Origin of the sequence: Planctomonas deserti (assembly GCF_003067705.1) — a bacterium.
Taxonomy (GTDB): domain Bacteria; phylum Actinomycetota; class Actinomycetes; order Actinomycetales; family Microbacteriaceae; genus Planctomonas; species Planctomonas deserti.
Map to the genome: position 1 here is coordinate 360,167 of NZ_QANL01000003.1, position 17,220 is coordinate 377,386.

Consider the following 17,220-nt stretch of genomic DNA (forward strand, 5'->3'; position numbering starts at 1 on the left):
TCTCCTTGAGTTCGATGATGTTGTCGACGGACAGTGGGGGGTCAGGCGTTGGTAGTGAGGGGCGTGCCAGGTGATAGGCCAGGAGTGCCGGCGTACCGGCGGGCCAGCACCAGCGTGATGGCGAAGTGGAGCGCGAAGATCGAGGTGGCTGCCACCTGGACCACCGCCAGGGCTCCGGGCTGATCGGCGGTGTAGAAGACGATCCGTGCGCCGAGGTTTCCCACGGCCAGGACCATGCCCACGAGCGTGCTGACGATGTACAGACGTCGGAGGGAACCGTGGGTGCGCCAGCGGCGGGGTGCGCCGGAGAGCGGATTGACGATCAGGCCCATCAGGGGTCGCCGCGCGATGAGCGAGACGGTGTAGGCCACGACGAAGAGGACGGGTAGCACCATGCTGGGCAGGAAAAAGGCGCGGGCCTCGCCGGCCAACGCCGCGACCACCGCGCATACCGCGGCGACCACCAGGCCGGCGACTGCTGCCGCCGGCGACTCTCGTCGCGCCAGGCGCAGCGCACAGGCCACCACGGCGGTGACTCCGAGCGCGAGGAGCGCGGGTGCGAGCCCGGCGACAAGGTCGGTCATCACGAAGGCGATGGTCGGTGCTACGGCGGACGCGAGCCCGAGCGGTCCGCCGACGCGTTCCAGCGTCCGCTCTGCCGTGGCTCGAGCCACTGAGTGTCCGATCGGTTCGGGGAGGCCGAGAAGTCGGCGGTTCTGGTGCTGGCACTCGACGCCGTGTCGGACGCGTCGTGCAGGTGCCCTTCCGAGGGGCTGATGGATGAGTGGTTCACGTGTTCCTCCTGGTCAAGGGGCCGTGACACGAGCGTCGACGAATGGGTCAGACGTAGCCAGGGCCTGACGATCCGCCTCTTGGCCACCGTGCTGCCGCAATCGCGATCCGTAAGGGGGGACCGGGAGGTCGTGGCTCACCGGGTGGAGGGCGAGGTAGAAAGGGGCTACCGAGCAGGAGGAGAGACGTGGCGATCGACAGGACCGGACTGGCGCAGTTCCTCCGCCAACGGCGAGAGGCCTTGCAGCCCCAGGACGTCGGCCTCCCTCGCGGTCAACGCCGACGCACCGCCGGGCTGCGGCGGGAGGAGGTCGCCTCCCTGGCGAACATGTCGACGGACTACTACGCGAGGCTCGAGCGTGAGCGCGGCCCGCAACCCTCGGAGCAGATGGTCGCCTCGATCGCCCAGGGCCTGCACCTGAGTCTGGACGAGCGCGACCACCTCTTCCGCCTCGCCGGCCACCACGCGCCGGCGAGGGGAGCGGGGAGCGACCACGTCAGCCCGGGCCTGCTGCGCATCCTGGACCGCATGATCGATACCCCCGCGGAGATCGTCACGGAGCTCGGAGAGACACTCCGTCAGACCCCGCTCGGCGTCGCCCTCACCGGTGACGCCTCCCGGCACACCGGCCCGGCTCGGAGCCTGGGATACCGGTGGTTCACCGACTCCGGGACCAGGAGCCTGTACGCGCCCGAGGACCACGCGTTCCTGTCCCGCCTCTACGCCTCGCACTTACGCGAGGTCGTCACTCGCCGCGGCCCCGGCTCTCGCGCCGCACACCTCGCCGATCTCGCGCTTGCCGCGAGCGAGGAACTGCGACAGCTGTGGGACACCCACGAGGTAGGGGTTCGCCCGCACGAGACTAAACGCTTCATGCACCCGACCGTCGGCCGACTAGAACTGCACTGCCAGACCCTGCTGGATCCGCAGCAGTCGCACCTGCTGCTCGTCTACACCGCGGTCCCCGGCAGCGACAGCTACGACAAGCTGGAATTGCTCTCCGTCGTCGGGACGCACAAACAAGAAGCGTGACCTCACCGACGGCGACTCTCACCTCTCATCGGACACCCGCAGCGCTGCAAGCTCGGCGTCTACCCAGCCCTCGCCCACCGACTCGACGCCCCGGATGGCGGCCTTGTCGGTGAGATGGAAGTCGAGGTTGCGGACCAGTTCTGCGACTCTCAGGTGCGGAAGCGCGCGACGCTCGACGGGTTGCAGCGGCCGGATCGTTTCGTAGCCCTCGAGGAACGCGTCGGAGTGCGGCGTGGACAGGGCACCGACGAGATCCGCGGCCGGCCAGCCGTGACCGCTGAGGTCGAAGTCGTGCAGGGTGAGGCCAGAAGCCGTCACCAGCACGTTGTCGAGACTGACGTCGCCATGCCGGACCCCGTGGCGCAGACCCGCAGACATCAGGCCCAGCATCTCGCGGTGTGCGCGGTCAGCTCGCTCTCCGACCATCACCGCGTCCGCGTGCCGGCCCAAACCCTGCAGCGCCCGTCCCACCCGCTCCGCAGGAGCAGCGAGTACCGACTCGAGCGTGAAGACACGGGCGTCGTGCACGCTGCTCATAGTGGCTGCCGTGTCGTGGAACCGGGCGGCCAGGGCGCCGAACTCGGCGTACAGCGCGTCGTCGAACGGCGGGTGCGGTTTGGCGGCAGCGGCCCAGGTCGTCAATACGACAGGCCGGTCGCCCTCGGGCGCTGACACGGTGCCGGCCAGGCGACCGTCTGCGAGCGGTACCGGTTCCGCATCCGTGAGTCCCTCAGCACGCAGGAGACGAGCAAGGTCCTGCTCCCACGCCACCTCGTTCACAGACCACCGGCCGGCCCGGTACACCTTCAGCGCGAAGTGCCGTTCCTCAGCAGTGACTCTCCACACGTCGTTGACGAGCGAACGAATCAGCACGGCCTCCCTGGCGTCGAGCGACCAGAGCGTCCGGACCAGGTGCACGACCGCCAGCGGTGAGGCGACCGATCGGACCACCAGGCTGATGTCGTCGGCAGTGCCCGGAGAGTGCGCGTCGACCCTGGGAACGGGCGGGGGGACCATACGACGACGGTACTGCTCCGTCAGCACCGGAGGAGAGCACCCGCAACGGACTCGCGAGACCCCGCCCGCGCCCGCTTGTCGAGGTCATTCCGCATGTGCGTCGACCCACACAGACTCGTCAGGCATCAACTCGGCGGCGCGTTCCCAGAACTCGTCAGGGATGCGAACCGCCAGCCCGGCGAGGAGCAGAGGGATGCGTTCGGGCTTCGAGATGCCGACAACGGTGGTGTCAATTCGCGGGTCGCGAAGCGAGTGTTGCACGGCGGCATCAGCGAGCTTGATCCCAAATACATCGGCGAGATCGAACAGTGCTGAGGCGGCAGCCAATATCTCCGGACGGGCGGGCTTGAAGTTGCTGTAGAGCGGGGGCGCTGTGCGCGCAGCGAGCAGCCCGCCTCCGTACACCGCAGCATTCGCGACTCCCATACCCTCCGCCTTCACACGGTCGATGAGGTCGTTCGCGCTCCCGTCGACGAGTGACGCCCGTGAGTGGGTCAGCAAGACCTCGAATGCACCAGTATCGATGAGCCGTTCCATGGTGGGTACATGGCCGCCGGCGATCCCGAGGTGTCCGATAACGCCGCGATTCTTGAGCTCGATCAAGGCTTCGATCGCCCCGCCGGGACGGTCGAAACCGGCGTCCGGGGCGTACTCGGGGTCGTGCAGGTACACAAGCGGCAAGTACTCCATCCCCAGCCGCGCCTGGCTCTCCTTGATGGACTCGAAGACGCGGTCGCCCGAATAGTCCCCATCCTTTCCATCGACCTTGGTGGCGATGAGCATGCCGTCCGCGGCAGCGCCCGCACGCTTGAGGCCTGCGGCGATGCGCGTCTCGCTTCGCCCTTCGCCATACATGTTCGCTGTGTCGATTGACCGGATTGGACTCGCACAGACGTCCGCCACGAGGGCAATCGCCTGCTCTTCGGGGGTGTCATAGCCGAACAGTCGTGGCATGCTGCCGAGGGGACTGCCCCCTAGGGTTACCGCCGACACTAGGAGACCGATGTTCCCGAATGGTCGCATCCAGTTAGATGAGTCTGGCGTCACAGTTGACTTGGTCGTCGAGTCGGAGCTTGTCATAGGTCTCACCTGTCTGCCGTAGCGGCGGTGCCGTCTCGGTTGTTTCAGTCATGGGACAGCGTCTAGTTGCAGCCCGGCCGCCTCCGCGATGAGGCTGGGAAATCGGTGAGCAGGCACGGGGTCGTCTGCGATCGTCGGGACGGCACCGGTACGTTCCTCGCCGAACTCGCCAGTTGCTCCGGCGGGCCAACGAGGATTAGCCGCGCATCGGCTCCTGGTCCAGGAACTTGTCGATACGAGCGTCGAGATCTCGGTCGACCGCCTGTCGACTCGGGTCCTCGTCGTACCAGCCGACGATCTCGCGGGCGCCGAGGGAGAACGGCACGCCGGCCACGAAGTCCGGAACCAGGCTCTTGATCTTGCTGTTGTCGAAGATCAGAGAATGGGCTTTGTCGCCCAAGATACCGTCCGCCCACTCTGGGAAGGCCCGCGCCACCGCATCGGAACCGGCGTGCACGATGTTCGCCTTGGTGCCGGCGGCGGCCGCTAGTTCATTCGCGATCATGTCCCAGGTGAGGATTTCATCGCTGGTGATGTGGATGGCATCGCCGACACTGCGCTCGAGGCCCAGGAGTCCAACCAGGCCGCGGGCCACGTCCCGGTGGTTCGTGAGGGTCCACAACGAGGTGCCGTCCCCGTGCACCAGCGTCGATTTTCCTTCCCTCATCCGTGCAATGGCCGTCCATCCGCCGTCCAAGGGCACCAGGGTGCGGTCATAGGTGTGGGACGGGCGCACGATCGTGACCGGGAAGTCGTTCTCGTCGAACGCCTCCATGAGCACTCGCTCACATGCGATCTTGTCCCTCGAGTACTGCCAGAACGGGTTCTTGAGGGGCGTCGACTCGAGGATGGGGAACCGGGTGACGGGCTTCTGGTAGGCCGAGGCGGAACTGATGAAGACGTACTGGCCGGTTCGGTCACGGAAAAGGTCGATATCTGCCTTCACCTGATCCGGGGTGAAAGCGCGGAAGTTGACCACCACGTCGAAGGTTCTTTCGCCGACCGCGTCCCGCACACTCCCTGCATCCGTCGAGTCGCCAATCAACGTCTCGACGCCGTCGATCGGAGGTCGCGATGTCTCGCGGCCTCTATTCAGCAGAGTGAGTTCGAAACCTCGCTGAACCGCCAGTCGGCTGCACGCCGAACTGATGATTCCGTTGCCGCCGATAAACAGAACCTTGAGCATGTATTCCTCTTTCCGAGTGGTGATTTGCTTACGAGGTGGCGGTGCCACCGGATGCGCCCCGCTGAGGCGACGTTGACGTTTGGCAGGGAGGATGTGTATCGCTCCCGAGGTGAGCGGCCGTCACGGGTTCCGGGACTCGGCCGCGTACCAGGCTGCTCCATTCACTTCGAGAGTGACGCACAGAACGTTGTCCCGTTTCACCCCGAGAGCCGCCAGCCCGTCCGCTATGGCGCTCATCGCCGCTTGCTTCTGCTCGTCGGTGTACCCGATCTGCGCAACCAACTCGACGAAGATGATGTCATCGCGCTGCTGATTGGGGAACGTCGACGAGTAGAACAGCTCGCCCGGCTCGTGCAACCGGAACGTCTGAAAAAGATCGTCCTCCGGCATGTCGAAACCGCGCACCATCCCGTCGAGGATGGCCTTGCTGTATTCGGCCAACCGTGGCTCGTGCACCTTGTGCAGGTCGATACGGGCGTGAGGCATCGTTGTCCTTTCGTTGGGACGGATGCCGGTAGGCGTCCGCTGGTTGACGAGCCCGCCCCGCTCGGGTGGACCTGACTTGAAGTCCGGTTACTTCAGCGCACCGGCCGCGAGGCCGCGTTCGAAGAAGCGCTGGAGGAAGATGTACGCGATGACGACGGGTAGCCCTGTCAGCACGGCAGCCGCGAGGACCTTGGTCTGATCGTTGTTGTATTGGCCGACGAAGAACTGCGGCACGAGCGTGATCGTCTGCTGCTCCGGCGTCTGCAGAAAGAGCAGCGCGAGTAAGAACTCGTTCCACGAGTTGATGAAGACGAGCACCAGGACCGCGGCCATGATCGGCTTCATCAGCGGCATCATGACGTGCCGGAAGGTGCGTATCGTGTTCGCTCCATCAACCCGAGCTGCCTCAACGAGCTCGTTCGGGATGCCGTCGACGAAGTTACGAGCGAGCAGGACGGTGAACGGAATCTGCAGCGCCGCGACCGGAAGGATGACGGACCAGAGCGTGTTGTAGGCACCGATTCGCGTGATAGTGGCGAACAGGGGTGCAATCAGCACGACGCCCGGTAGCGTGAGCGCCACCATCAGCATCCAGAAGTAGACTTCCTTGGCCCGGATGTGCAGCTTCGAGAAGCCGAATGCCGCCATCGTCGTGCACACGAGCACGATGAGGATCACCGCCGCTGAGAGCAGCGCACTGTTGATGAAGAAGCCTGGCAGGAGCGGCAACGAGAGCACCGTCCGGTAGTTGTTCCAGCCCGAGCCCGCGAGCGACCCCTGCACCATCGCGATGAGTGGGAAGACGAACGGCAGAACGATCAAGCCGAGCAAGATCTGAAGGAGGATGCGGGAACGAAGCGTCTTGGTTTCAAACATCGGCTTTTTCTCTCTCCGTGCTCGAGACTCTGATGATGATTGCTGTGCCAATCGCGAGAACGAGCAGCACGACCGAGATGGCGGCGCCGTAGCCGACCTGGGAGAACGCGACGCTGACCCGGTAGATCATGGTCCCCAGGAACTCGGTCGCGTAGCTAGGTCCACCTCCGGTAATGAGGAATGGGATGTCGAAGGTCTTCAGCGACCCGATCGCGGTCAAGATCGCGATCGCAATGGTCGTTCCCCGCACACCGGGCCAGACGATCGAGCCGATGATCCGCAAGTTCCCCGCGCCGTCCAGGCGCGCCGCCTCCAGAACCTCGGTGTCAATCTGTCCGATCGCCGCGTAGTACAGCACGAACACGATCCCGGTCGACTGCCAGATCTGCACCGACATGATGATGATCAGCGCGGCGGTTCCATTCGACAACCACGGCTGCGCGAAAGCGCCCAGACCCACGACTTCGAGCACGCCGTTCACGGTGCCGTCGGGAGCGTACATCTGACGGAACACTGGCGCCGTTGTCGCGGTAGCGAGGACCACCGGGATGAAGATCAGTACTTTGTGCAGGGTTCTGAGATACAGCTGGGAGTGCAGTAGGCAAGCGAGGAGGATGCCGAGCGCCACCTGCACGATCAAGGTGACGACGAAGAACGCGACGGTGTTGCCGAGCGCCCGCCAGAAGACCGGGTCTTGCAGCATGCGGGTGAAGTTGTCGGCGCCGACGGGCTGCTGCAGCGGGCTGGCCCCGTCCCAGCTGAGAGTCGAGATGTATCCCGTGTACGCGATGCAGTAATAAAGGAGGCCGACCGAAACGACCATCGCCGGCAGGATCCACGGCAACCCGGCAGGCGAGTGGAGCCGGCCAGGCCGGCGGGAGCCCCGCTCGGAGCTTCGGCCGGGCCGGCGGGAGCCCCTTTCGGAGCTCACGCCGGCCCTCTGCACCGCAGTCGTCGTTCCCGTCGTCACTGATCCGTCCCCATGATCAGCGAGGCACTCAACGGTTCTTCGCAGCCTCGGCGACCGCCTGAATGTCGTTCGCCGCGTCTTGCCCGGACTTGTCGCTGATAAGCATCGCCTGGATCGCGTCGACTATCGCCTGACTCACCTCGGCATCCATTCCGAAGGACCGCGGGTCCTTCGCTGTGGTGAGCTGCTTCGTGACCTCCTCCAGCGCGGGTTGCTGCCGTTCGGGGTCGACGAGCTCGATCTTGTCCCATTGCGGCGTGATGCCATTGAGCGTCGCCAGCGAGTCCAGGCTGTTCGTGACCGCCTGCTGGCCCTCCTCGGAGTGGCCCAGCCAGACTGCGAAGGTGGTAGCGGCCTTGATGTTCTTCGACTTGGCGTTCACCGAATTGCCCGCGTCGACGTCTGCGAACACCGTCGATGGGTTGCCCTTGCCGGCCACGTCCGGGAAGGGCATGGGCATGAGGGTGATCTTCGGCGTCTCCGCCGGCACGCCAGCTCCCTCAAGGGCGGCAGTGAGGGTGGGGAGGCTGGCGTTCTGCTGGTACCACGTGCCCATCTGGATCATGGGTACCTTGCCGGTGAGGAAGTCGTTGTTGACGTCCGGATACTGCTGGAGGCCGACCGAGCCCTCGTCGAGGATGCCCTCGTCAGAGAAGGTCCGCAGCATCTCCAGGGACTGCGCCACGGTGGGGTCCGACCACTTACCATCGCCGGAGAGTGCGTCCGCAAACGCACCCGGCTTGAAGCTGTCCATGATCGAGTGCAGCGTGTCGGCACCGAAGCCGTTGCTCGCCATGCCCTCGCGGAAGCAACCGAGCCCGTTCGCACGGAAGGTCTTGCACACTGAGACCCACTCGTCGAGCGTCTTCGGCGGCTCGAGGTTGTACTGGTCGAACATGCCCTGGTTGATCCACATCATCCCGGCGCCCGCCTTGGCGTATTGCGCCGCGACCAGTCGGTCGTCGATGGTGAACGCCTTCACGCCGCCGTCATACACCTTCGACTCCCAGTCCTCGCCGAGCATCTTCTCGACGGCTGGGGTGAGGTCGGTTGCGTAAGGTGCGAATGTTGCCGCGCCGAACGCGCCGCTGTTGTAGACGGTATAGACGTCCGGACCGTCGTTCGACGCGAGCGCGGGCTTCAATGAGGCTGCGTAGTCTTCGATCGGCACCTTTTTGTAGATGACCTTGATGTCGGGATATGCCTCATTGAATGCGGCGATCTCACCCTTGGCGACGTCGTTGGTGGGTGTCCAGCTCCACCAGTTGATGGTGCCCTCGGTAGCTGATCCGCCATCGCTGGGAGCGGCCTGACCGCCGCCGCAACCGGTGAGGGCGACCGCGAGAACCGCGCCCCCTGCCATGGCAGTCGCTATGGCACGCCGGCGTTTCGTTGCAGGAAACTTCATTGTTTCTCCTCACTTGGAGTGCGGACGCTGAGCGGGTGCCACGTCCACGGGGCTGTGTGTCGAGCGAGCTGTGAGTCGCTGGCCTCCACGTGGACTGCAGGAAAACTGCGACTTGCAACGTTGCAAACCATAATCCGCAGGAAAGCGGGCCGTCAAGGTACACGAACCAATTCACCGCGCGAGAGCCGAGTTGCTGTCGAGCCCCCCGAGGATGCGGCCACCTCGCGGAGGGCGGTCGCGGCTTCGTTCGTTGCGCCCTGACGATGAGGCACCTCGCGTCACCCGTTCGTCGTGCTCCTCCAGCGGCACGTGGCCGGCCAGGCGCAGCAGCGCGGCCGGGTGGGGGAGAGTGCGACGGTGCCGAACCGACGCCGGTCTTACTGTTTTCTCGTTCCCCGCGGTCAATCAATCGAATCTGCCGCCTGTGCAAAATCAACAGTCTGCTTTCGAGGGGTGGTCATCGCGCCCCTGTTCGAGCAACCACGGACGCTCGTCGATCCGGGCGGCAACCGCGACGAGCCCCTGCAGAACAGAACGCGTCAGCGTAGCCAGACCTCGGTCACCACGGGGTCGTCCTCCACGGTGACGGATACCAAGCGATCGAAAGTGCAACGGCTGGCACCGTCTAGGGTGGTTCCCGATCAGAGGAGGAGTTCCGTGCCCGCTTCAACAACTCTGCACGATGTTGCTCGAGCTGCTGGGGTGTCGGTCAGAACGGTATCGAATGTTGTGAACCAGTACCCCTTCGTCAGCCCGGCGACTCGGGAGCGGGTGCTTCAGGCGGTAACCGCGCTCGGGTACCAACCGAACCTCACTGCACGGGGCCTGCGACTTGGCCGAACGGGTGTGATCACCCTGGTTATTCCGGACCTTCGGAATGCGTACTTCGCGGAACTGGCCACTTCTGTGATGGACGCCGCCGCCCTGGACAACGTTTTCGTGCTCATCGAACCGGTGGGTTTCGACCGGGATCGTGAGCTACAAGTGCTCCGCGGCCCTCAAGCGAAGATGGTCGACGGCATCCTTTTCAGCGCACTCGCTCTCGGAGAAGACGACGCTCACCTCATCGATACTTCGATACCCACCGTTCTGCTCGGCGAACAGATTTTCAATGCCCCTGTTGATCACGTGACCATGCAGAATGTCGAAGCGTCGCGGGCCGCGACAGAGCACCTCCTGTCGATCGGGAGGAAACGGATAGTCGCTCTCGGAGCCCGACGTGGCGAAGTGGTTGGATCGTCAGGGCTCCGTTTCCGGGGTTACCTCGACGCCCTCGAAGCGGCGGGGTTACCCCACGACCCTGAGTTGATCGGAACGACACAGAGCTGGCACCGCGCCGATGGTGCTGCAAGCATCGCCGACCTGATCGCGCGGAACATAGCTTTCGATGGCGTAGTTGCCTTCAGCGACACGCTCGCTCTGGGGGCCATGAGCGCCCTGCAACATGCCGGCCTGAGGATTCCAGAGGACGTTGCCATAATCGGCTTCGACGACACGGACGAGACGCGGTATTCGCATCCCACTCTGTCTTCGGTAGATGCTGGCCGTGATGAGATCGCTTCGACTGCCGTGACCTTCCTTCTCGACCGAATCAAGAATCGGGACGAAAGCCTGCCGCCCCGGCGACACCTCAGTAAGTTCCAGGTCATTCCTCGCGAGTCGACAATAGGAAATGTCAGCGCGGCGCACCACTCCTCGTGAGGTGCGGCCCGTAAGTCCCGGCGGTGTCGAAGAAGGTGACACCACGATCGACGGCGTCGCTGAGGAGGGCCACCATCTCGTTGCGGTCGGGGTGTCCGCTGTAGCCGCCGGTCATAGTCATGCAGCCGAGCCCGATGGCCGAGACCTCCAGGCCGCTCATTCCTAGGGTGCGCTTCTTCATCGGTGATCCTCGTGGTCTCGTTCGCGCGAACGGGGGCCTGCCGACACCGGCCGTTGTCGGGGAGGTACGGGAAGCGCCCGGCTGTTGGGCACGCCGTGTTGTTCTCCGTCTCCGAGCGTAGGCAGGATGCGGGTCGCGATGGGATGCCCTGACAGAGCACCCCTCAGCCGGAGCACCCGGGCAACAACGAAAACCGGACGTCGCACCCACGCCCACATCTCCGACAACTGACTCGCGCTGCAAGGTAGCCGTCGGTTACGGGTCCGACTCCCGTCCGCTCTACTGAATCGCGCGTGCCTCACTCCGGTTGGGTGGCTGTGACGGGCGTGCGGGGATCGTTGAGACGGGTGCGGACGGCTGCACCGGCGCAGAGGATCACGGCGAGGCCTCCAGCAAGGGTTGTCCAGGTCAGGTGCTCGTGAAGGATGAGCGCTGCCCAGGCGAGGCTCAACACGGGCTGCGCGAGCTGCACCTGACTCACCTGTGCCATCGGGCCGATCGCCAAGCCCCTGTACCAGGCGAAGAACCCCAGGAACATGCTCACGATGGCGAGGTACGCGAACGCGGACCACTCCACGGCCGTGGCCCGTGGCGGCTCGAGGGTGCTGGCAATGATCGTCAGCAGGATCATCAGCGGCGAGATGAGGACGAGCGCCCAGGAGACGGTCTGCCAGGCGCCGAGCTCGCGGGCGAGCAGACCACCCTCGGCGTAACCGACCGCCGCGGCGATCACGGCTCCGAAGAGAAGGAGATCCGACCAGCTGGTACCCGCGATTCCGCCGCCCTGGATCGACCCGAAGACAGCAGCGGCGATGGACCCGATGACGGCCGTGACCCAGAAGGCGAGTGGCGGTCGTTCCCTGCCGCGAAGGACGGCCATCACGGCGGTGGCGGCGGGCAGGAGCGCGATCACGACCGCGCCGTGACTGGCCGGCGCGGTTTGCAACGCGAATGAAGTGAGCAGCGGGAATCCGACGACTACGCCGCCGGCGACGATCACCAGGCGGCCGCACTGGGCGCCGCGGGGGAAGCGCTGCCGGGTCACCGCCAGCGCCACGGCAGCGAGACACGCGGCCGCGACCGCACGTCCCGAACCGATGAACAGCGGCGAGAGGCCACCGACCGCAATGCGGGTGAAGATCACCGTGAAGGAGAAGGCGAGGACACCGAGAAGGCCCCACCACAAACCCGCGCGGGACGGTATCACCGGGGTGACGCGGGTAGTAGCGCTACTGTTGCCTGTCATGGAACACGATAGCAGCACCAGGATCGTTCAGGACCTGACGGTGTTGATCAGCACCTCCGATCCGGGTGCCCGCCTGCCCTCGACCCGTGCTCTCGTCGCCCGGTATGGCGCGAGCCCGGTCACCGTGCAGAAGGCGCTCCGTGAGCTCACCCGGCGGGGCCTCATCGAGAGCCGTCCCGGCACCGGAACGTTCGTGCGGATCACCCGCACGGCCCGGCCCGCCGACTACGGCTGGCAGACCGCTGCGCTTCGGACCCCCATGGCCGCAGCGATTGACGTCTCGGCGACTATGCGAACGGTATCGAACGATCACATCGCCCTGCATGCCGGCTATCCGGACCGCGAGCTGCTTCCGGAGCGACTGGTGCGGTCAGCCCTCACGCGCGCCGCGCGCAGCGACGCAGCCTTCGCGCGGCCGCCGGTCTCGGGGCTGCCCGAGCTGCAGGCGTGGTTCGCCTCCGAGCTGGCGGACGCGACGCCGTCCGGTCTGACGCCGCCGGCCGCCAGTGACGTGACGGTCCTTCCCGGCAGCCAGAGCGGCCTCAGCTCCGTGTTCCGTGCGCTGGTCGGTCCCAGGCAGCCCGTGCTTCTGGAGTCGCCGACGTACTGGGGAGCGATCTCCGCGGCCGCACAAGCGGGCGCGGACGTGGTCCCTGTACCCAGCGGCAGGCAGGGACCGGATCCTCGCGACGTCGCGCGCGCATTCGACGAGACGGGCGCCCGTGCCTTCTACGCCCAGCCCAACTTCGCCAATCCCACCGGGGCGCAGTGGTCCCGGGAGGCGGCGGGGGAGATACTCGAGATCGTCCGGGCCCGGTCGGCGTTCCTCATCGAGGACGACTGGGCACACGACTTCGGTATCGACACCGACGCCACCCCGCTCGCGGCCCAGGACGCACACGGCCACGTTGTCTACCTCCGATCCCTGACCAAGAGCGTTTCTCCCTCTATCCGGGTCGCCGGAATCATCGCACGCGGCCCGGCCCGTGAGCGGATACGCAACGACAGGGCGGCCGAGAGCATGTACGTCAGCGGCGTCCTGCAGAGGGCCGCCCTCGACGTGGTGACACAGCCCGGGTGGGGCACACACCTGCGTCACCTCCGGCACAGTCTCCGCGCCCGACGTGATCTGCTGGTGTCCAGCCTGCGAGAGCACGCCTCCGACGCGCACGTCGACGGGATTCCCCGCGGCGGGTTGAACCTCTGGGTCAGACTGCCGGACGGGGTCGACCTTCGCCGACTCGTCCGCGACTGCGAAGCCGACGGTCTGATCATCGCGTCCGGCGACGAGTGGTACCCGGCCGAGCCGGAAGGACCCCGCATCCGTCTCAACTACTCAGGGCCGAATCCGGCCGCGTTTGCCGACGCGGCTCGCATCCTCGGCGCACGGCTTTCGGAATGAGCTACGACACCCGGGGCCGGTGCAGGTTTTTCGGACTCGATGGGTCTCCCGCTCAGAACCGCACAGCGGGAGAGCCGGCGGCGGCCCGGATCGAGCGCTTCCTCATGGTTGCTGGTTCCCCATGCCGGCGGACAGCTCGTTCAGGTAGTTGTAGATGGTGAACTTGGAGACGCTCAGCGACTCCGCGACCATTTCCACCGCGTCCCGCAGCAGGAACACACCGCGCGCCTGCAGCTCCGCCACCACGGCGAGCTTGTGCTTCTTCTTCATCGCCGCCACCGGCACACCGGCGTCGGCGATGGCCTCGTGGATCAGGTGCGCCGCAAGCTCGTCAACGTCGCGGGGGAAGACCTCACCCGCCGTCGTTGTCGGCGCCTGCCTTGACTCCGCCTCGCCCGACCCGCGAATCATTTGCGACACGAGCTGATCGACCGCCAGCCAGGATGACAGGTCGGTGTGGATGCACAGCGCGGCCGCCGGGTTGCCGTCGATGTCGCGGATGAGCATGGTTGAGGACCGCATGCGCCGACCGTCCGGCAGGGTCGACTCGTAGTTCAGGTTGTAGTCGTCGAAGCCCTGGCTCACCTGACGCAGCAGCACGTCGGTCGGCGGGTCGCCGACCGCGCGGCCCGTGACGTTCCCGCTGATCGCGACTATGGAGTTGGGGACGAGGCTGAGATCGTGCAGCACCACCTCGGTGGACGACGGCAGGGCCCGCGCGATGGGCTCGACCAGCGCCCGGAAGATCTGCACAAGCCGCTGGCCGTCGACGGTGCGCGGCACGTGAAAGCCCTCAGCCGGCATGGTCGGGACGTTCGTCTGAGGCTGAACCTCGTCGATGCTCACGGGTCTCCTCCTGCTCGAGGTCCTACGCCGACGTCTTCGCGGGCACTGACAGCGTAGGCGCCGCCAGCTCGGGTTCCACCACCACCGAGATGTCGCTGTCTCCCCGGCCGGCCGCTCGCGCGGCGTCGAGCGTCTCGAGCGTTGCGGAGACCGCGGGCATGGATGCGCCCGTCGACGCGAGGACGAGCCGCGCGTCCTTGGCGAGCAGATCGACGGAGAACTGCGTGTCATCGAAGTCCTGGGAGCGGATCATGGGGCCCTTCATCCCGGCGATGAAGCCGAAACCCGTGCCCTGGAGCATCGAGAGCACGGTGTCGGTGTCCAGGCCGACGGAATTCCCGAGGCGCAGTGCCTCGACAAGTCCCTGCAGGCTGACCCCGAGGGCGAGGTTCGCAAGCAACTTGCCGGAAGCGGCCGTGCGCGCAGCATCCACGACGCGGAGTCGCTCGGGATCCGCCCACAATGCGGCTAGCGGCTCCACCACGGCCACGTCGGCGGGGGCGCCGCCGAGCAGGACACCGAGCGCACCTGCTCGCGCCGGGGCCAGGGATCCCACGACCGGCCCGTGCACGTAACGGACGCCCGCACCCCGTGCCCAGCCTGCGAACTCGTCTGCGTCGGCGGGGGAGACGGTCGTCACATCGAGCCACACAGCTCCCTCAGGGATGGGGAGACCCGTGAGGACCACCTCGCGCACGGCGTCCGGTCCGAACAGCGCGGTCATCACGACCTCTGCACCGTGAACGGCCGCTGCGGGCGCGACCGCGCGGGATGCGCCGGCGGCGACGATTCGATCCGCTCCTGAGGTCGTGCGGTTCCAGACCGTGAGGTCGTGTCCGGCGGCGAGCAGGTGGACGGCGAGCTCGTGGCCCATGCGGCCGACTCCGAGCAGGGCGATCTTCGTCATGCGGTGGTTCTCGACTTCCGTGTCGTGGATTCGGTGATCCGAGCGTGGGGTGTATTGATCATTGCTGTCCCGGGAGCCGCGGCACTGGCGCCGCGAAGGACAATTGCGGGTCGAGCAGACGCTCCGGGCGGAACGCGTCGAGCTGGGGCAGACGCTCGCCGAGCACCTCGGCTGCTACCCACTTCCCAAGCGCGAGCGACATCGTGACGCCGCTGTGCGTGGCCACGACATAGCGCGACTCCGCGTCCAGGTGCCCGATCACGGAAAGGCCATCGGCGGGCATGGCACGCTGACCCACCACGAACGACTCGATGCGCGCATCCTCGCCTCCGAGGAAGAGCCGCCCGAAGCGGTCGCGGAGCTCACGGGCGACCTCAGCATCCACCGCGTATGAGCGGGACGCATCGGCGGTGGCGTCGAGGACGGTCGACTGAAGAAGGAAGCGCCCGCCCCCCGCCGGCCTCGCATTGAGGACGGTCGTACTGAGGAGCGCGGGATGGTCGACGGCGACCGGCGCGGTGGTCGCGAGGAAGCCGACCCCCGCGCCGCCCACCACGTCCATCGGCACCATCGGTATGCGGGTGCCCATGAGCCCGCTGACCTCGTCGGTCCAGCGGCCCACGCAGCTCACGACGACGTCCACGTCGATCGGGTCGATCCCCGTGGCGTGCACGGTCGCGCCCGAGCCGCGGTCGTCGATCGCGATGACCGGCGTCCGGGTCAGGATCGTCGCGCCGTGCGCGAGCGCCCTCCGTTGCAGCTCGACCGCGAGCAGCGTCGCGTGCACGTACCCCTCCGTAGGGAAGTACGCGATGGTGTCTGCGTCGTCCGGCACGCGGAGCGCCGGGCTTATCTCTCGGGCTCGCGCGGCCGTGATCCACTCGGCCGGGTAGTCCCGCTCCTGCAGGCGTGCGACCCTCGCCTGCAGACTCTTCGCGTGCTCCGGGTCGGCCGCCCACTCGAGGTGGCCCGACGGCACGAACCACTGCGATCCGGTGCCCTGCGCGTGCATCTCGCCGAGCCCCGCGAGGTTGAGGTCGAAGTACGGGCGCGGTTCCTTGCCGTTCGAGTTGGCCCAGGCGTATGAGGTCGACGTGGTGCCCGATCCGACCCCACCCGCCTCCAGTACGACGACGTCGACCCCGCGCTGCGCGAGGTGCGCGGCGACCGAGAGACCCACAACTCCGGCACCGATGACTGCTGCTCTCATGAGATTGCTCCTTCGTGTATACCGTCGACGTGGGTCGGGACCGCGGGACCGGAACTACCCCTGTCCTGCCCGTTCGCCTCCACAAGCACGCCGCGGAGGAAGGCCCGCGTCCGCGGGTGGCTGGGAGTCACGAGCACGTCCCGCGGTGTGCCCTGCTCGACGATGTCACCGTCGGCCATGAACACGACCCGGTCCGCGACCTCCCGGGCGAACGCGATCTCGTGGGTGACGACGATCATCGTCATGCCGCTTGCGGCGAGGTCGCGCATCACCTCCAGCACCTCGCCGACGAGCTCGGGGTCGAGGGCGGAGGTCGGCTCGTCGAAGAGCATCACCTTCGGGTGCATTGCGAGGGCCCGGGCAATGGCGACGCGTTGCTTCTGCCCGCCGCTCAGCTGGTTCGGGTACGCGTGGATCTTGTCGGCAAGGCCCACCCGTTCCAGTAGGGCACGCGCCTCCTCCCTCGCCGCGGCCGGTGTCGCTCCGCGAACCCCGACGGGGCCCTCGATGATGTTCTGCTCGACCGTCATGTGCGGGAACAGGTTGAAGCCCTGGAACACCATTCCGATGTCGCGGCGCTGGCGGGCGATGTCACGCTCGCGCAACTCGTGAAAGCGTCCGCCGCGCTCGTCATAGCCGATCATCTGACCGTCGACGTAGATCCGACCGCTCGTGAGGCGCTCGATGTGATTGATGCAGCGCAGCAACGTGGACTTGCCCGAGCCGGACGGCCCGATGAGGCACATCACCTCACTCTCCGCGACCTCGAGGTCGATGCCGGACAGCACTTCCGTCGAACCGAACGACTTGCGTACGGCGCGGAGCTCGACCATGGGCCGGGCTGCCTCGCGCGCGGCGGCAGGCTGCGGCGACGAAACG

The 17,220-nt window shown here is 66.4% G+C and carries 17 protein-coding genes; 3 read left to right on the forward strand and 14 right to left on the reverse strand.

What is annotated here, in order from left to right:
• Window positions 1-41: 41 nt before the first annotated feature.
• The gene (locus DAI20_RS12485; protein WP_159085028.1) at window positions 42-674 is read right to left on the reverse strand and encodes a DUF3159 domain-containing protein; all 633 of its coding nucleotides are present in this window, start codon (window positions 672-674) and stop codon (window positions 42-44) included.
• Window positions 675-979: 305 nt separating this feature from the next.
• On the opposite strand from DAI20_RS12485, the gene DAI20_RS12490 reads away from it, so the two are divergent.
• Window positions 980-1,825, forward strand: coding sequence for a helix-turn-helix transcriptional regulator (locus tag DAI20_RS12490; RefSeq protein ID WP_108251273.1), 846 nt, complete (start codon window positions 980-982; stop codon window positions 1,823-1,825).
• Window positions 1,826-1,843: 18 nt separating this feature from the next.
• Here DAI20_RS12490 and DAI20_RS12495 read toward each other — a convergent pair whose 3' ends face one another.
• The 7 genes from DAI20_RS12495 to DAI20_RS12525 all read right to left on the reverse strand — a co-directional run bounded on the left by DAI20_RS12495 (window position 1,844) and on the right by DAI20_RS12525 (window position 8,848).
• A complete protein-coding gene (locus DAI20_RS12495; protein WP_159085029.1) occupies window positions 1,844-2,869 on the reverse strand; it encodes a phosphotransferase enzyme family protein in 1,026 nt (341 codons plus the stop codon).
• Window positions 2,870-2,926: 57 nt separating this feature from the next.
• Entirely contained in the window at window positions 2,927-3,796 is an 870-nt protein-coding gene (locus tag DAI20_RS12500) for an aldo/keto reductase (RefSeq protein WP_240606060.1), read from the reverse strand.
• Window positions 3,797-4,118: 322 nt separating this feature from the next.
• Entirely contained in the window at window positions 4,119-5,108 is a 990-nt protein-coding gene (locus tag DAI20_RS12505) for an NAD-dependent epimerase/dehydratase family protein (protein WP_108251279.1), read from the reverse strand.
• 120 nt (window positions 5,109-5,228) lie between these two features.
• Window positions 5,229-5,594, reverse strand: a complete 366-nt coding sequence (locus tag DAI20_RS12510) for a tautomerase family protein (protein ID WP_108251281.1) — start codon at window positions 5,592-5,594, stop codon at window positions 5,229-5,231.
• An 87-nt stretch (window positions 5,595-5,681) separates the two neighbouring features.
• The gene (locus DAI20_RS12515; protein ID WP_108251283.1) at window positions 5,682-6,470 is read right to left on the reverse strand and encodes a carbohydrate ABC transporter permease; all 789 of its coding nucleotides are present in this window, start codon (window positions 6,468-6,470) and stop codon (window positions 5,682-5,684) included.
• Window positions 6,463-7,314 carry a carbohydrate ABC transporter permease gene (locus tag DAI20_RS12520; RefSeq protein ID WP_205781438.1) on the reverse strand — a complete coding sequence of 284 codons (852 nt, stop codon included), beginning with the start codon at window positions 7,312-7,314 and terminating at the stop codon, window positions 6,463-6,465. Before DAI20_RS12520 ends, DAI20_RS12515 begins: the two co-directional genes overlap by 8 nt.
• Window positions 7,315-7,468: 154 nt before the next feature.
• The gene (locus tag DAI20_RS12525; protein WP_108251287.1) at window positions 7,469-8,848 is read right to left on the reverse strand and encodes an ABC transporter substrate-binding protein; all 1,380 of its coding nucleotides are present in this window, start codon (window positions 8,846-8,848) and stop codon (window positions 7,469-7,471) included.
• A 453-nt stretch (window positions 8,849-9,301) separates the two neighbouring features.
• Between DAI20_RS12525 and DAI20_RS12530 the strand changes: the two genes are divergently transcribed.
• Window positions 9,302-10,549 carry a LacI family DNA-binding transcriptional regulator gene (locus tag DAI20_RS12530; protein ID WP_240606061.1) on the forward strand — a complete coding sequence of 416 codons (1,248 nt, stop codon included), beginning with the start codon at window positions 9,302-9,304 and terminating at the stop codon, window positions 10,547-10,549.
• Here the strand turns inward: DAI20_RS12530 and DAI20_RS12535 are convergent.
• Together DAI20_RS12535 and DAI20_RS12540 are read right to left on the reverse strand one after the other, a co-directional pair.
• Window positions 10,524-10,730, reverse strand: a complete 207-nt coding sequence (locus DAI20_RS12535) for an aldo/keto reductase (protein WP_108251291.1) — start codon at window positions 10,728-10,730, stop codon at window positions 10,524-10,526. The two genes, DAI20_RS12530 and DAI20_RS12535, sit on opposite strands and share 26 nt — an antisense overlap.
• Before the next feature lie 298 nt (window positions 10,731-11,028).
• A complete protein-coding gene (locus tag DAI20_RS12540; RefSeq protein ID WP_108251293.1) occupies window positions 11,029-11,976 on the reverse strand; it encodes a DMT family transporter in 948 nt (315 codons plus the stop codon).
• On the opposite strand from DAI20_RS12540, the gene DAI20_RS12545 reads away from it, so the two are divergent.
• A complete protein-coding gene (locus DAI20_RS12545) occupies window positions 11,975-13,378 on the forward strand; it encodes an aminotransferase-like domain-containing protein (RefSeq protein ID WP_108251295.1) in 1,404 nt (467 codons plus the stop codon). The two genes, DAI20_RS12540 and DAI20_RS12545, sit on opposite strands and share 2 nt — an antisense overlap.
• A 102-nt stretch (window positions 13,379-13,480) precedes the next feature.
• On the opposite strand, the gene DAI20_RS12550 is transcribed toward DAI20_RS12545, so the two are convergent.
• From DAI20_RS12550 to DAI20_RS12565, 4 genes are read right to left on the reverse strand one after another with little or no spacing between them, the layout of a single operon-like run.
• Window positions 13,481-14,224 carry a helix-turn-helix transcriptional regulator gene (locus DAI20_RS12550; RefSeq protein WP_205781439.1) on the reverse strand — a complete coding sequence of 248 codons (744 nt, stop codon included), beginning with the start codon at window positions 14,222-14,224 and terminating at the stop codon, window positions 13,481-13,483.
• Between the two features lie 22 nt (window positions 14,225-14,246).
• Entirely contained in the window at window positions 14,247-15,131 is an 885-nt protein-coding gene (locus DAI20_RS12555) for an NAD(P)-dependent oxidoreductase (RefSeq protein ID WP_108251297.1), read from the reverse strand.
• 58 nt (window positions 15,132-15,189) lie between these two features.
• Window positions 15,190-16,341, reverse strand: a complete 1,152-nt coding sequence (locus DAI20_RS12560) for an NAD(P)/FAD-dependent oxidoreductase (protein WP_108251299.1) — start codon at window positions 16,339-16,341, stop codon at window positions 15,190-15,192.
• A complete protein-coding gene (locus DAI20_RS12565; protein WP_108251301.1) occupies window positions 16,338-17,174 on the reverse strand; it encodes an amino acid ABC transporter ATP-binding protein in 837 nt (278 codons plus the stop codon). The genes DAI20_RS12560 and DAI20_RS12565 overlap by 4 nt, the downstream gene beginning before the upstream one ends.
• Window positions 17,175-17,220: the final 46 nt, after the last annotated feature.